The organism is Streptomyces sp. CB02366 (assembly GCF_001905905.1).
GTDB lineage: Bacteria > Actinomycetota > Actinomycetes > Streptomycetales > Streptomycetaceae > Streptomyces.
The window spans coordinates 423,631-438,716 of record NZ_LIVT01000002.1; the positions used below are offsets into that span (position 1 = coordinate 423,631).

Annotated in this window: 9 protein-coding genes; 6 read left to right on the top strand and 3 right to left on the bottom strand. The window is 74.9% G+C overall.

Annotation, left to right across the window (positions count from 1 at the left end; all coding sequences use genetic code 11):
- Window positions 1-19 precede the first annotated feature (19 nt).
- The 6 genes from AMK24_RS07360 to AMK24_RS07385 all read left to right on the top strand — a co-directional run bounded on the left by AMK24_RS07360 (window position 20) and on the right by AMK24_RS07385 (window position 8,746).
- Entirely contained in the window at window positions 20-3,331 is a 3,312-nt protein-coding gene (locus AMK24_RS07360) for an adenylate/guanylate cyclase domain-containing protein (protein ID WP_073766271.1), read from the top strand.
- A complete protein-coding gene (locus AMK24_RS07365) occupies window positions 3,328-4,284 on the top strand; it encodes a S8 family peptidase (RefSeq protein ID WP_242435026.1) in 957 nt (318 codons plus the stop codon). The genes AMK24_RS07360 and AMK24_RS07365 overlap by 4 nt, the downstream gene beginning before the upstream one ends.
- Entirely contained in the window at window positions 4,268-4,891 is a 624-nt protein-coding gene (locus tag AMK24_RS07370; protein WP_073766273.1) for a GAF domain-containing protein, read from the top strand. Before AMK24_RS07365 ends, AMK24_RS07370 begins: the two co-directional genes overlap by 17 nt.
- Window positions 4,892-5,038: 147 nt before the next feature.
- The gene (locus AMK24_RS07375) at window positions 5,039-5,827 is read left to right on the top strand and encodes a sugar phosphate isomerase/epimerase family protein (protein WP_073766275.1); all 789 of its coding nucleotides are present in this window, start codon (window positions 5,039-5,041) and stop codon (window positions 5,825-5,827) included.
- 249 nt (window positions 5,828-6,076) lie between these two features.
- Window positions 6,077-7,915, top strand: coding sequence for a glycoside hydrolase family 3 protein (locus AMK24_RS07380; RefSeq protein ID WP_073766277.1), 1,839 nt, complete (start codon window positions 6,077-6,079; stop codon window positions 7,913-7,915).
- Between the two features lie 126 nt (window positions 7,916-8,041).
- Window positions 8,042-8,746, top strand: coding sequence for a hypothetical protein (locus tag AMK24_RS07385; RefSeq protein WP_242435027.1), 705 nt, complete (start codon window positions 8,042-8,044; stop codon window positions 8,744-8,746).
- Between the two features lie 176 nt (window positions 8,747-8,922).
- Here AMK24_RS07385 and AMK24_RS07390 read toward each other — a convergent pair whose 3' ends face one another.
- From AMK24_RS07390 to AMK24_RS07400, 3 genes are all read right to left on the bottom strand, one after another.
- Window positions 8,923-10,407 (bottom strand): S28 family serine protease, encoded by a 1,485-nt coding sequence (locus tag AMK24_RS07390; protein WP_073766279.1) that lies wholly within the window; start codon window positions 10,405-10,407, stop codon window positions 8,923-8,925.
- A gap of 148 nt (window positions 10,408-10,555) precedes the next feature.
- Window positions 10,556-10,984 carry a hypothetical protein gene (locus AMK24_RS07395; RefSeq protein ID WP_384579296.1) on the bottom strand — a complete coding sequence of 143 codons (429 nt, stop codon included), beginning with the start codon at window positions 10,982-10,984 and terminating at the stop codon, window positions 10,556-10,558.
- 275 nt (window positions 10,985-11,259) lie between these two features.
- Complete coding sequence (locus tag AMK24_RS07400) at window positions 11,260-15,036, bottom strand: ABC transporter ATP-binding protein (protein ID WP_073766281.1); 3,777 nt, start codon at window positions 15,034-15,036, stop codon at window positions 11,260-11,262.
- Window positions 15,037-15,086 lie beyond the last annotated feature (50 nt).

Consider the following 15,086-nt stretch of genomic DNA (forward strand, 5'->3'; position numbering starts at 1 on the left):
CGGGAGAGAAGGACCCGTCATGAACTGCCCCTCGTGCCAGCAGGACCTGCCGCCCACGGCCCGGTTCTGCTCGTCCTGCGGGACACCGTGCGCACCCGGCGGGGCCGCGGCGCCGACCGGGCCCGCCGCCGGGCCGGCCCCCGCCGGGCCTCCGCCCGGGGACGAACGCAAGCCGGTGACCGTGCTCTTCTGCGACCTCGTCGGCTCCACCGCCCTGTCCGGGGTGCTCGACCCGGAGACGCTGCGCGCCGTGACCCTGCGGTACTTCGAGGCGATGAGCGCGGAGATCACGGCGCGCGGTGGCACCCCGGAGAAGTTCATCGGGGACGCGGTGATGGCCGTGTTCGGCGTCCCGGTGGTCCGGGACGACGACGCCCGCCGGGCGCTGGCCGCGGCGCTCGGGATGCGGCGGGCGCTGGCCCGGCTGAACGAGGAGCTGGACGCCACCCTCGGCATCGAGCTGGCCACCCGGATCGGCGTCAACACCGGCCAGGTGGTGGCGGGTTCGGACCGGACCGCGCGGCAGGCCCTGGTCTCGGGGGAGACCGTCAACATCGCCGCCCGGCTGGAGCAGAACGCCGGCCGGGGCGAGATCCTGATCGGCCCGGAGACCCTGCTCGCCGCCGGCCCGACGGTGAGCGCCGAGCCCACCGGGCCGCTGCGGCTGAAGGGCAAGCGGGACAGCGTGGAGGCGTACCGGCTGCTCGCGCTGGGCGCGGACGACCCCGAGCTGCTGCGCCGCTTCGACGTCCCCTTCGTGGGACGCGCGGTCGAGCGGCGGGCCCTGGACGCGGCGCTGGAGGCGGCCGTGCGCGGGGGCGCGGCCGAGCTGCTGCGGGTCACCGGCGAGGCGGGGATCGGCAAGACCCGGCTGGTGCGGGAGTGGCTGGCGGAGCGGTCGGCGTCCGGCACGGCGGTGTACGGCGCGGGACGGTGCCGCAGCTACGGGGACCACGGCACCCTCGCCCCGCTGGCCGACGCGGTGCGTTCGCTGATGGCGGCGACCGGCGCCGAACCCGGCTCCGCCCCCTCCGGCGCCGCTCCGGCCGACACGGTGCGGGACACGGCGGCCGAGACCGCGGAGGGGCTGGCGGTGGACGACGCGATGGCCCTGCTGTCCGGGGGCCTGCTGCGCGACGGCACGCCGAACGCGCCCTTCGAGGACATGTGCGCGGCCCTGGCCACGGTCCTGGGCCGGGCGGCCCGCCACCGCCCGGTCGTGCTGGTGCTGGACGACTGGCACGCGGCGGCCCCGCTGCTGGTCCGCACGGTGCGCCGGTTGACGGACGGCTCGGGGTGCGCCGGGGTGCTGGTGCTCTGCGCCGGACGCCCGGACGGGCCGGACGGGGGCGACGGGCTCCCGGCCGGTGCGCGGCAGCTCCAGCTCACCGGGCTGGCGCACGAGGAGGCGGCCCGGCTCGCCGCCGCTCTCGCCGGTCCGCACGGCGGTCCGGACCCGCTGGACGGCCTGCCCCGGGGGCGGGCCGGGGACCGTTCGCCGTACGGCGAACGGCTCCTGGCGCGGGCCGGGGGCAACCCGCTCTATCTGGAACAGCTCCTGGTCGGCGACCGTACGGACCGGGCGGGCGGGGCGGGCGAGGAGGACCTGCCGCCCACGCTCCAGGCGCTCCTGGGCGCGCGTATCGGGGCGCTGGCCCGGCCCGAGCGGGAAGTGGTGGACCTGGCGGCGGTGATCGGGCGGGAGTTCACCGCGCGGGAACTGGCCCGGCTGGAGCAGTCCGTACGGACCGGGGAGGGCGGTGCGGCCGGGCCCGCCGGTGCGGCCGAAGCCGCCGACCGGCGCCGGAGCGTGGAGCGGGCGCTGGAGGTGCTGGGCAGCCGCAGGCTGGTCGAGTCGGGCCGCCCCGCAGAAGGGGCGGAGGCCGCGTACCGGTTCAGCAGCGGACTGGTGCACGAGGTCGCGTACGCCTCGCTCTCCAAACGGGCCAAGGCCGAACGCCACGCGTGGGCGGCCGAGTTGCCGAGCGTGCTGCGCAGCGGCGACGGTGCGGTCGGCGGCCATCTGGAACGCGCCTACCGCTACCGCGCCGAGCTGGGGCTGCTGGACGACCGGGCGCGCGGACTGCGCGACCGGGCCGCCGCCGCGCTGGGCCGGGCCGGGGCGCAGGCCGCCGCCCGGTCCGACCTGCACTGGGCGCACGGCCTGTTGGAGCGGGCGGTGGACCTGTGCCCGGGGGATCCGGCGGCGACGCGGCGGCTGGGCGAGGTGCGGGTGGCGCTCGGCCGGGCCGCCGAAGGGGCCGAACTGCTGCGGGCCGTACGGGACTCGGGGACGGACGAGGTGGAGGCCGCGCACGCCCGGCTGGCGCTGGCGGTGCTGGATCCGGGCGGCGCCGGGCCGGGGCCCGCCGCCGTGGCCCGTACCGTGCTCCCGGTGTTCGAGGCGGCCGGCGACTCGGCGGGCCGGGCGCGGGCGCACCTGCGGCTCGCCCAGCAGTTCCAGCGGTCCGGGCGGCACGAGGAGGCGGAGCGGGACCAGGCGCGGGCCCTGGAGCACGCGGTGCTGGCCGGAGCGGAACCGGAGCGCGCCGGGGCGCTCGGCGCGATCGGCGTCTCCCTGTGGCGCGGCCCGGTCCCGGTGCCCCTCGCGGTGGCCCGCTGCCGGACGCTGCTGGCGGCGCACGGGGCGGGCCGGCCCACGGTCCGGGTCACGCTCAACTGCCCGCTGGCGGTGCTGTACGCCCTCCAGGACCGGGCCGATGACGCCTACGGCTGCCTGGCGGAGGCGGAACGGCTGGCGGGGAAGCTGGGGTTCGCGGAGGCGGAGGTCTTCCTCCCGGTGTTCCGGGCCACGGTGGAGGCGCTGCGCGGCGGCCACGCCGCCGCGCTGGAGCTGCTCGACCGGGCGGACGCGGCGGCCCGACGCACCGGGGCCGCCGGGATGCGGACGGCGGTGGCCCTGGAGGCGGCCCGCCTGGAACTGGACGAGGGCCGGGAGGACCGGGCGGCGGAACGGCTGGCGGGCGTCGGGGAGATGCCGGGGCTGAGCCGGGCGGACGCGGTGGACCTGGCGGGCCTGCGGGCCCGGCTGGCCGTGCGGGAGAGGCCCGAGGAGGCGGTCCGCCACGCGGAGCGGGCGGTACGGACCTCGCTGCTCACCGATTCCCCGCTGGTGCAGGCGGCGGCCGAGTTGGACCGGGCGCACACGCTCGCCGCCCTGGGGCGGTCGCCGGAGGCCGAGGCGTCCGCGCGGGCGGCCGAGGCGCACTACACCGGCAAGGGGCATCTGCCGGGGGTGCGCCGGGCCGCCGGGTTCCTCGCGCGCCCGGCCGGGCCGATGGCCACGACGAGGAGAGGAGCCGGCCGATGACGACCACGGAACCGGATCGGACACCGGTGGGAGCGGGTTCGGCGCGGACGGGCCCGGAGGGGACTTCCGCCGCTCCGGGCGCGGCCCGTACCGCGCCGGGGCGGGGGCTGACCTGGAGCCTGCGCGGGCGGGGACCCCAGGACGTACCGGTACTGGCGGACCCCGGGCCGCCGCTCGGCCGCCCCACCGGCCCCGCCACCGGACGCGGCGTCCGCGTCTGCGTCGTGGACTCGGGCGTGGAGCGGGACCACCCGCTGGTCGGCCCCTTGGCCGGGTCGTGGGTGGTCGTCAAGGACGGGGAGAGCGGTGCGATCACCGTCGAGCCGACCACCACCGGGGACACCTGCGGCCACGGCACCGCGTGCGCGGGCATCGTCCGGCGGACCGCCCCGGAGTGCGAGATCCACAGTGTGCGGGTGCTCGGGGAGCGGTTCTCCGGCACCGGCGACGTCCTGATGGCCGGGCTGCGGTGGGCGGTGGAGCAGCGCTTCGACGTCGTCAACCTCAGCCTGTCCACCACCCGCACCCGCTTCGCCCAGGAGCTGCACGACCTGGCCGACAGCGCCTACTTCGCCCGTACGGTGATCGTCGCCTCCGCCCACAACACCCCGGTGGAGAGCTTCCCGTGGCGGTTCGCCTCGGTGATCTCGGTGGGCAGCCACCAGGAGGACGACCCCGGCCTGCACCTGTACAACCCCGAGCCGCCGGTGGAGTTCTTCGGGCCGGGCCAGAACGTGTCCGTGCCCTGGCTCGGCGGCCGGACGATCCGCACCACGGGGAACAGCTTCGCCACGCCGTACGTCGCCGGGCTGTGCGCCCGCTTCCTGTCCGCGCATCCGCGGATGACGGTCTTCCAGCTCAAGAACGCCCTCTATCTCTCCGCGGCCAACGTGCGCCACGCGCCGCGCCCCACCTCTGCGGCAGGAGATGTCCGTGATGACTCCGAGAACTGAATCCGCCCCGTCCGCCTCCCTCTCCCCCACCGCCCCGGTCGCGGACGCCCCGCGCAACGAGCTGCTCCAGTCGGTCGTCGACGTGGCCCGCGCCATCTTCGGGGCCGAGGCCAGTTCCGTCTTCCTGCTCGACGAGGAGGCGGACGAGCTGGTCTTCCAGGCCGTCTCCGGGCAGGGCGAGGAGTTCCTGGTGGGCCGCCGGTTCCCGGCGGGGCGCGGGATCGCCGGCTGGGTGGCGACCTCCGGCGAGCCGATGGTGGTGGACGACCTGAGCGACGACCCGTCCTTCGACCGCTCGCTGGCGGAGTCGACCGCGTACGTCCCGAACTCCCTGATGGCGGCCCCGCTCATCAGCGACGCCCGCGTCCTGGGCGTCCTGGAGGTGCTGGACCCCTCCCCGCAGGCCCGGTCGGGGGTGCGGGAACTGGACCTGCTCGCGATGTTCGCCCGGCAGGCAGCCGCCGCGCTGCGGGTGCTCACCCCGGAGCGGGTGCGGGAGGCCGAGGAGCGCGCGGCGCCGGGCGGACCCGCCCTGGAGGGAGCGCGGCGCGAGGACGCGCTGCGGCTGCTGGGTAGCCTGGAGCGGCTGCTGCGCGGTGTCGGCTGAGACGGCCCGCGTACGACGTCGCGCGGACCGGGCCGCGCACGGAAGCCGCCGCCGCTCGCGCGCCGGGCCGCGTCGCCCGCGCCCGGGAGTAGCCACCGGACCGGCGGGGCAGGAGCGGGGCGTCGGCACAAGGGAAGGACACGCACGATGAAGCTCGCTTTCTCCACGCTCGGGGTGCCGGGTACGCCGGTCGCCGAGGTCGCCCGGCTCGCCGCCGGGAGCGGCTACCAGGGGGTGGAGTTGCGCGTCCACCCCGAGGAGCCGGTCCACCTCGGGCTCTCTCCGCTGGAGCGGGCCGACGTGGTGGAGACGTTCAAGGCCGCCGGGGTGGAGATCGTGGCCCTCGCCGGGTACGTCCAGGTGGCCGCCGAGGGGGACGACGAACCGGTCCTCGCGGAGCTGTCCGCCCTGCTGAAGCTCGCGCGGGACCTGGGCGCCTCCTCCGTCCGGGTCTTCCCCGGCGGCGGCGACCAGGATCAGGAGGAGGCCGACGCCACGGCCGCCCGGCGGCTCGGCGCGGCCGCCCCGGCCGCCGCCGACATGGGCGTGAGCATCCTGCTGGAGACCCACGACACGCACCGCGCGGGCCTGGACGTCGCCCGGGTCGTCGCCACGGTGGGGCACCCCCGGGTCGGCGCGATCTGGGACGTGCTGCACACCTGGCTGGCCGGGGAGGAGCCGACCGCCAGCCACGCGGTGCTCGCCCCGCACCTGGGATACGTCCAGGTGAAGGACGTGGCGTCGGCGGACGATCTCACACCGCTGCCGCTCGGCGCCGGGGTGCTGCCGCTGACGGAGTGCCTGGACGGGCTGGACCCGCAGACGTGGGTGTGCTGGGAGTACGAGAAGCGCTGGCACCCCGGCGCCGCGGAGCTGCCGGGCCTGCTGGGCGCGGGACGGGAGCACCTGCTGCGGATCGGGGCGCCGAAGCAGTAGCGGCCGCCGGGTGCACGGGGAACACGGGGAAGGGCGCGACGGTCCGGGACGGAGGGGTGCGGCGGTTCGAGGAAGGGGAGGGGTGCGGGGAGGGCGAGCGCCGCGCGGGGCCTCGGGCCCCGGGCCCCGGAGCCGCCCACTCTTTCGGCCGCCCGCCGCTTCGGTGTCGGCCCGCCCTCTTGACCGGAAGTTACTTTCCAGATAAGCGTACTTCTTTGGAAGTTTCTTTCACCCCGGGAAGGAGCTCACGTGCCCCACCGCACCTCAAGACGCACCCTCCTCACCGCCACCGCCGCCGTCACGGCCGCCGCGGCCACCGGCGGCCTCGCCGCCCCCGCCTCCGCCTTCGCCTCCGCGCACTCCGCCAACGCCTCCACCGACCGCCGGCTGCGACGGATCATCGCCGGGATGAGCCTGGAGGAGAAGGTCGGCCAGTTGTTCGTGATGCGGGTCTACGGGCACTCCGCCACCGAGCCCGACCAGGCCGACATCGACGCGAACCTCAAAGAGATCGGGGTCCGCACGGCCGCCGAACTGATCTCCACGTACCACGTCGGCGGCATCATCTACTTCACCTGGGCCCACAACACCCGCGACCCGCACCAGATCGCGGAGCTCTCCAACGGCCTCCAGCGCGCCGCGCTCGCCGGACGCTCCCGCATCCCGCTGCTCGTCTCCACCGACCAGGAGCACGGCATCGTCTGCCGGGTCGGCGAACCCGCCACCCTGCTGCCGGGCGCGATGGCCCTCGGCGCGGGCGGCTCGCGCTCCGACACCCGCCGGGCGGCCTGGATCGCGGGCGCGGAACTGGCCGCGCTCGGCATCAACCAGAACTACGCGCCGGACGCCGACGTCAACGTCAACCCGGCCAACCCGGTCATCGGCGTACGGTCCTTCGGCTCCGACCCCGCCGCGGTGGCCGACCTGGTCGCGGCACAGGTGAAGGGCTATCAGGGCGCGGGCGTCGCGGCGACCGCCAAGCACTTCCCCGGCCACGGCGACACCAGCACCGACAGCCACACCGGGCTGCCCGTCATCAACCACACCCGCGCCCAGTGGGAGGAGCTGGACGCCCCGCCGTTCCGCGCCGCGATCCGGGCCCGGATCGACTCGATCATGACCGCGCACATCGTGGTCCCCGCCCTCGACCCGTCCGGCGACCCGGCCACGCTCTCCCGGCCGATCCTCACCGGCATCCTCCGCGAGGAGCTGGGCTACGACGGGGTGGTGGTCACCGACTCCCTCGGCATGGAAGGGGTGCGCACGAAGTACGGCGACGACCGGGTGCCGGTCCTCGCGCTGCTGGCGGGCGTGGACCAGCTGCTGAACCCGCCGAAGCTCTCCGTCGCCTGGAACGCGGTGCTGGAGGCGGTCCGGAGCGGCGAGATCAGCGAGGCCCGGATCGATGAATCGATCCTGCGCATCCTGCGGCTCAAGAGCGGACTGGGCCTGTTCGGCGATCCGTTCGTCAGCCGCCGGGGAGTCGACCGCACGGTCGGCAGCCGCACCCACCGGGCCGCCGCCGACCGGATCGCCGAGCGCACGACGACCCTGCTCGACGACCCCGGCTCGCTGCTGCCGCTCTCCCGGCGCACCCACCGCGACCTGCTGGTGGTGGGGGCCGACCCGGCCTCCCCCTCCGGCACGACCGGTCCGCCGACCGGCACCCTGGCCAAGGCGTTCGGCGAACTCGGCTTCATCGCAAGGGCGCTGTCCACCGGCACGGCTCCCAGCCAGGCGAAGATCGACGAAGCGGTGGCCGCCGCCCGGGGCCGGGACGCGGTGATCGTGGCCACGTACAACGTCACGGCGGCGAGTTCGCAGCGCCGGCTGGTGGCCGCGCTCGTGGCGACCGGCGTCCCGGTGGTCGTGGTCGCCGTCCGCAATCCGTACGACGCCGCGCACCTCGACGGCAGCGGAGTCGCGGCGATCCTCGCCACGTACTCCTGGACCGACGTCGAACTGCGCGCCGCGGCCCGGGTGATCGCGGGCGGCGCCGAGCCGGAGGGCGCCCTCCCGGTTCCGGTGCAACGCGCGGACGACCCGACGCAGGTGCTGTATCCGGTGGGCCACGGCCTGTCGTACTAGCCCTACGGCGAGGGGACGACCCCGGCGCCCGGCGGGCGGCGCAAAGCACCCCGAGCACCTGGCGTGGCCCCGCTCCGGCGGGCCGCGCCAGGTGTACGTCTTGGGGGACGTATCGGGGGTCACTTCATGGACGATCACGTTTCCCCGGGGTTCCGGAGCCCGTCGCCGCCGGCCCTCCCGCAGGCCCGCCCGCCGGTCCTTCCGCGGCCTGCCCCGCCGGCTCTCCCCCGGCTCCTCCTGCTGCCGGTCCTGCTGGCGGCCGTCCTGCTCCTGACGGCCTGCCAGGGGGCGGACGGCACGGTCGTGGACGACCGGGGCCGGCCCTCCCCCGGCCCGCCCGGCCCCTCCCCGTACGGGGTGGTGTTCCTCGGGCCGGGCGACTGCAGCTCGCGCGGCCCGGAGATCCGGGAGGTGTTCTGCCGCAGCGAGAAGGCCGTGGCCACCGTGCTCGCCCGGCACCTCGGAGCCCCGTCGTCGGGGCCGCCCTGTCCGGACGCCACCGACTTCGTGCTGCACGTGTCCGAGACGGGGGCCGGGGCCCGTTCCCGGCTCACCACCGGTTACGCCTGCATGCGCCATCTGGAGCCGCCGCATCCGGGCGACCCGGGGCAGGGCGGGGGCCCGCTCACCGTGGTCGGGGACTGCGTCACGGCCTCCGGCGGGGGCGAGGTCACGGAGACCGCCTGCGCGGACGTGGGCGGACGCGCCCCGCGCTACCGGGTGGAGTCGGCGGTGGAGCGGCGGGCGCGGTGCCCGGACGGAACCGACCTGTACGTCTCCCTGCGCGGGCCGAAACCGGTGGGATGCGCCCGCCGCTCCACCGGATGGTGACGGCGGGCCGGCGGGCCCGGGCCGGGCGGTGCGGTGCGGTGCGGGGCGCACGGGCCGGCCCCGGCGGGCGGCCCGCCGGGGCCGGCCGCCGGGGCCGTCGTCCGTGCCCGTCCGAGGGGACGGGCACGGATGCCGCGGACGCCCGCAGAAGCGCCCGGACGCCATGGACGCTGACGCTACGGACGCAGCATGGCCTCGTCGCGCTCGACCTCGCCGTTGCGCCGGTCCAGCCTGGTGTCGAACTTCGCCAGCGGCTTCGCCTTCGCCGGGTCCGCCTCGACGGCCGCCGGGGCGACGCCCGCCCACCGCAGGATCGCCGCGGTGGCCTTCGCCTTCTGGGCCTCGGGGAGACCGGAGACCTTCGCGCCGTGGTTGCCGCCGGGGACGGTGTAGACCGCGCTGTCCCGCGCGCCGCGGCCGAGGCGGAACGGCTCCGCGCTCCACGGGTCGTTCTCGCCGTTGACGTACATCATCTGCCGGGCGTTGTGCTTGACCCAGCGGTCGATGTCCCGCATCGCGCCCCGGTCGAACGTCATCGGGATGGAGCGGGGCACGAAGTTGCGCGGCGGCTGGTAGCCGTAGCGGCTGAGCTTGGCGAGCCACGGCTGCTTGATGTCCGGCGACCCGAGCTGCGTACCCGCCTGGTAGTAGTACGGGGTGTACCTCTCCAGGCCCTGGTCGGCGTAGGCGGAGAAGCCGGAGATGGCGTCGACGGTGTTCCAGATGTCGTCGTCCGTGGCCTTCTTCGCGTCGGCCGGGATGTCGGCGCAGTCGGCGAGCAGGCTGTACTGCCAGAACGCCCACCCGTAGTCCATGACCGTGGCCTCGTAGGCGCGGTCGAGGGAACCGATGGTGTTGAAGGTCCAGCCCTGCTCGGCGACCAGCTCCTTGTACTTCTTCTGGAGCGGGGCCCGGCGGATCAGCGCCTCGCGCTGCACTCCGGCCAGCTTGTCGCGGCACTCTTCGGTGCCGACGTTGCGGAAGAACCGGTCGTACGCCGAGTCCTCGTTGTCGACGACGTCGTTGGGCGCGACGTAGGCGACGACGCCGTCCATGTCCTTCGGGTAGAAGCGCTCGAAGTACGTGGCGGTCATGCCGCCCTTGGACCCGCCGGTGGCCAGCCACTTCTTGTCGTAGATCTTCTTCAGCGCCGTGAACACCCGGTGCTGGTCGCTGGCGGCCTGCCAGATGTCCAGCTTGGACCAGTCGGCCGGGGCCGGACGCGACGGGGTGAAGAAGCGGTACTCCAGGGAGACCTGGTTGCCGTCGACGATCTGCGTCGGCTCGCTGCGGCTGGGGTTGGTGGAGACGTGGTATCCGCTGGTGAAGAAGACCGTCGGGCGGCTCACGTCCTTGTGGAGCAGGGTCAGGCGCTGCTGGAACGTGCCCTTGGACGGGCGCCGGTGGTCGACCGGCTGGGTGTACTCGAGGACGAAGTAGCGGTAGCCCGCGTAGGGCTTCTCCTCGATCAGGCTCATGCCCGGGATCGCCAGGATGCGGTCCTTGATGTCCTCGTTGCTCGCTTCGCTGCCGGCGACAGCGCCGCTGCTCAGCTTCGCGGCCGGTTCCGCGGCGGTGGCCGCACCGGCCGAGGCCCCCGCGGCTCCGACCGTGCCTATGAGCACGGCGAGCGAGAGAACCCCTGTGAGCGACTTGCGCATGCACCCTCCCCTTGGTTCACGACATTCGCGGTGAACTTATCGGGGCGACACACGCCACGCCAGACCCGGTTGCCCGTGTCAGTGGAGAAGATCGGCCGAGTGGCGGACGAATGGGGCGGATTCGGCCGGTCCGGCCGGTCCGGCCGGTTCAGCAGAGGATCCATCCGGTGGAGGCGGACTTCTTGCCGATCGCACCGGAGGCCCGGACGCAGCGGTTGAGCGCGTTGACCGTGACGGGTCCGGCCATCTTCGTGTACGAGCCCTTGTCGGTGACGGCGTGTCCGCCGCGCGCCTGGAGGGTGACGCTCATCGTCCGCCGCTTGCCGGGCTTCTTGGCGACGGTCACCGCGCACGCCAGGCCACGGCTCTTGTAGACGCGCAGCTCTCCGGTGGAGAACTCGACGGTCTTCGCCGGGCGGCCGGAGCAGCCGGTGGCGGCGTGCGCGGCGCCGGGGGCGGCGAGGAGGGGGACGAGCCCGGCGAGGAGGGGGAGGACGAGGAGGCGGACGACCAGCCGCCGCTTCCGGAACGCGGCGGCCGACCGCCCGGCGGCCCCGCCCGGGCCGGCGGCCGTCACCGTCCCGGCGACCTGACCTGACCCGGCGACCTGGCCCGACCCGGTGGCCCTGCCCGGACCGGCGGCCGTTCCCGGTCCGTCCGGTCCGGTCACGGCCGTTCCCGGTCCGCTCCGCGGCGCCGGCCCCGACGGTCCCGCAGCCCTGTCGAACACCTCTGCCCCCACCTGACGTCTGTACGCACCCGTGCGTCTCTGGCTACGACGCAGGAGACCGGCGAGAGGTTGCACGACCGCCCCCAACCGGGTCGGAGCGGGCCCGGACGACCCGGCCCTCCTCAGACGACGGCCGCCGGCTCGTCCTCCCCTATGAAGGTGCGCCACAGCCGGGCGTACCGTCCGCCCCGGGCCAGCAGCTCCTCGTGCGTGCCGTCCTCCGCGACACGGCCGCGGTCCATGACCACGACGCGGTCGGCGCGGGCCGCGGTGGTCAGCCGGTGGGCGACGACCAGCGTGGTGCGGCGGCCCGCGAGCCGGTCGGTGGCCTGGTTGACCAGGGCCTCGGTGGCGAGGTCCAGGGCGGCGGTGGCCTCGTCCAGGAGCAGGATGTCCGGGTCGACGAGTTCGGCGCGGGCCAGCGCGACGAGCTGGCGCTGACCGGCGGAGAGGTTGCGGCCGCGCTCGGCGACCTCGTGGAGGTAACCGCCCTCCAGCGTGGCGATCATCTCGTGCGCGCCGACCGCCCGGGCCGCGGCCTCGACCTGGGCGTCGGTGGCGTCGGGCCGGCCGTAGGCGATGGCGTCGCGCACCGTGCCGGCGAAGAGGTACGCCTCCTGCGGGACGACCCCGAGGCGGTGCCGGTAGGCGGTCGTGTCGAGGGTGCGCAGATCGGCCCCGTCCACGGTGACCCGCCCGCTGGTGGGGTCGTAGTACCGGGCCACCAGCTTGACCAGGGTCGACTTCCCGGCGCCCGTCTCCCCCACGAACGCCACCGTCTGACCGGCCGGGATGCGCAGGTCCACGCCGGTCAGGGCCTCCTCGTCGGAGCCGTACGCGAAGGACACGCCCTCGAACGCGATCTCACCGCGCAGGGAAGGCACCTCGCGCGGCTCGTCCGGGTCGGCGGTCGAGGTGGGTTCGCGCAGCAGCTCCTGGATGCGGCCGAGCGAGACGGTGGCCTGCTGGTAGCCGTCGAAGACCTGGGAGAGCTGCTGGACGGGGGCGAAGAACAGGTCGATGTAGAGGAGGTAGGCGACCAGCGCGCCCGTGGTCAGCGTGCCCGCCTCGATGCGGCCCGCCCCGACGATCATGACGGCCGCCGCGGCGACGGAGGCCAGGAGCTGGACGAAGGGGAAGTAGACGGAGATCAGCCACTGACCGCGGACCCGGGCCTGGCGGTAGCTGTCGCTGTGCTCGGTGAAGCGGGCGGCCCCGTCGTGCTCGCGGCCGAACGCCTGGACGATACGGAGACCGGCGACGGACTCCTGGAGGTCGGCGTTGACGGCGCTGATGCGGGTCCGGGCCAGCTCGTACGCCTGGACGCTGCTGCGCCGGAAGAAGACCGTGCCGATGATCAGCACCGGCAGGGTGGCGAAGACGACCAGGGCGAGCTGCACGTCCAGGACGAGCAGGGCGACCATGATCCCGAAGAAGGTGACCACGGAGACGAACGCGGTGACGAGGCCGGTCTGGAGGAACGTGGAGAGCGCGTCCACGTCCGTCGTCATCCGGGTCATGATCCGGCCGGTCAGCTCGCGCTCGTAGTAGTCGAGGCCGAGCCGCTGGAGCTGGGCGAAGATCTTGAGCCGGAGCGCGTAGAGCATGCGCTCGCCGGTCCGGCCGGTCATCCTGATCTCGCCGGTCTGGGCCGCCCACTGGACGAGCACGACGACGAGCGCGATCGCGGAGGCCGCCCACACCGCGCCGAGCGAGAGCTGGGTGACGCCCTCGTCGATGCCGTGCCGGATGAGGACCGGCAGCAGCAGGCCCATGCCCGCGTCCACGGCGACCAGTCCGAAGCTGAGGAGCAGGGCCGCCCCGAAGCCGTGCAGCAGCCGGCGCAGCCCGTACGACTCCTCCGGACGCACGGCGGCGGCCTCGTCGACCTCGGGGGCGTCGGTGGCCGGGGGCAGCGCCTCGACCTGGGCGAGGAGTTCGGGCGTCGCGGGCATCCCGGCGACGGTGGCGTCCCGCTTCTCCTCCTCGCGGATCCACAGCTCGGGGGTGATGCCGCGCTCCGCGTCGAACTCCGCGTCCAGCTCCTCCTGGAGGGCCCGGTCGTCGTCGGGGTCCGTCGCGGTGGTGTGCGGCGGCCGGTGGCCGGGCGAGGCGCCGCCCAGTTCGTCGGGGTCGGTGAGCAGCCGGCGGTAGAGCGGTGAGGTGCGCTCCAGCTCCTCGTGGGTGCCGAGCGCGGCGAGCTTCCCGCCGTCCAGGACGGCGATGCGGTCCGCGAGCTGGAGGGTGGAGCGGCGGTGGGCGATGAGCAGGGTGGTGCGCCCCGCCATCACCTGCCTGAGGGCCTCGTGGATCTCGTGCTCGACGCGGGCGTCGACGGCGGAGGTCGCGTCGTCGAGGAGGAGGAGCCGGGGGTCGGTGAGGATGGCGCGGGCGAGGGCGACGCGCTGGCGCTGGCCGCCGGAGAGGGTGAGGCCGTGCTCGCCGACGGTGGTGTCGTACCCGGCGGGCAGGTCGGAGATGAACCCGTGGGCCTGGGCGGCGCGGGCGGCCTGCTCGATCTGCCCCTGGGTGGCGTCGGGGACGCCGTAGGCGATGTTGGCGCGGACGGTGTCGGAGAACAGGAAGCTGTCCTCGGGGACGAGCCCGATCGCGGAGCGCAGGGACGCCTGGGTCAGCTCGCGGACGTCGTGGCCGCCGACGAGGACGGCGCCGTGGGAGACGTCGTAGAAGCGGGGCACCAGGAGGGAGAGCGTGGACTTGCCGCTGCCGGACGCGCCGACGACGGCGACGGTCTCGCCGGGTTCGACGGTGAGCGAGAACCCGTCGAGGACGGGGCGTTCGAAGGCTTCGCTTCCGCGGGCCGCATCAGCAGCGGCGGCGTCGGAGCGGGGCGAGGCGTAGCCGAAGCGGACGTCGTCGAACTCGATGCCGGCCGGGGCGTCGGCGGGCAGCTCCTTCGTGCCGTCCGCCATGGAGGGCTCGGTGTCGATCAGCTCCAGGACGCGTTCCACGCCGGCGCGGGCCTGCTGGCCGACGGTGAGGACCATGGCGAGCATCCGGACCGGGCCGACCAGCTGGGCGAGGTAGGTGGAGAAGGCGACGAACGTGCCGAGGGTGATCTCGCCCCGGGTGGCCAGCCAGCCGCCGAGGGCGAGCATGGCGACCTGGCCGAGCGCGGGCACGGCCTGGAGGGCGGGCGTGTAGCGGGAGTTCAGCCGGATGGTGCGCAGCCGCCCGGCGAAGAGGCGGCGGCCCACCTCACGGAGCTTGCCGGTCTCCTGGTCCTCCTGGCCGAAGCCCTTGACGACCCGGACCCCGGAGACGGCCCCGTCGACGACTCCGGCGACGGCGGCGGCCTGGCTCTGGGCGTACCAGGTGGCGGGGAAGAGGCGGGTACGGGAGCGGCGGGCGATGTACCAGAGGGCGGGGGCGACGGCGAGGGCGACGAGGGTCAGCGGGAGGGAGAGCCACGCCATGATCACCAGGGAGATCAGGAAGAGCAGCACGTTCCCGATGGTCATCGGGAGCATGAACAGCAGGCCCTGGATCAGCTGGAGGTCGCTGGTGGCGCGTCCGACGACCTGCCCGGTGGACAGCTCGTCCTGGCGCTTCCCGTCGAGCCGGGTGATCGTCGCGTACATGTCCGTACGCAGATCGTGCTGGACGTCCAGGGCGAGCCGGCCGCCGTAGTACCGGCGGATGTAGGTGGCGGCGTAGACGAGGACGGCCGCCCCGACGAGCAGTCCGGTCCAGACCGCGAGGGAGCGGGTGCGGTCGGTGACCACGTCGTCGATGATCACCTTGGTGATGAGCGGGACGAGGGCCATGACGGCCATGCCGGCGAGCGAGGAGCCGAGGGCGAGCACGACGTTGCGCCGGTACCGCCACGCGTACCCGGTCAGCCGCCGGCCCCACCCCTGTTGATCTGCGCCCGTCACGCGTTGCCTCCTGTTCGGCCTGCTCCGCGGCCTGTCCGCTGGTCCGGCCG

Excerpts from the sequence above, each read along its gene's own strand:
- AMK24_RS07365 (WP_242435026.1), top strand. The coding sequence starts at position 3,328 with ATGACGACCACGGAACCGGATCGGACACCGGTGGGAGCGGGTTCGGCG.
- AMK24_RS07370 (WP_073766273.1), top strand. The coding sequence starts at position 4,268 with ATGACTCCGAGAACTGAATCCGCCCCGTCCGCCTCCCTCTCCCCCACC.
- AMK24_RS07385 (WP_242435027.1), top strand. The coding sequence starts at position 8,042 with ATGGACGATCACGTTTCCCCGGGGTTCCGGAGCCCGTCGCCGCCGGCC.
- AMK24_RS07375 (WP_073766275.1), top strand. The coding sequence starts at position 5,039 with ATGAAGCTCGCTTTCTCCACGCTCGGGGTGCCGGGTACGCCGGTCGCC.
- AMK24_RS07360 (WP_073766271.1), top strand. The coding sequence starts at position 20 with ATGAACTGCCCCTCGTGCCAGCAGGACCTGCCGCCCACGGCCCGGTTC.
- AMK24_RS07390 (WP_073766279.1), bottom strand. The coding sequence starts at position 10,407 with ATGCGCAAGTCGCTCACAGGGGTTCTCTCGCTCGCCGTGCTCATAGGC.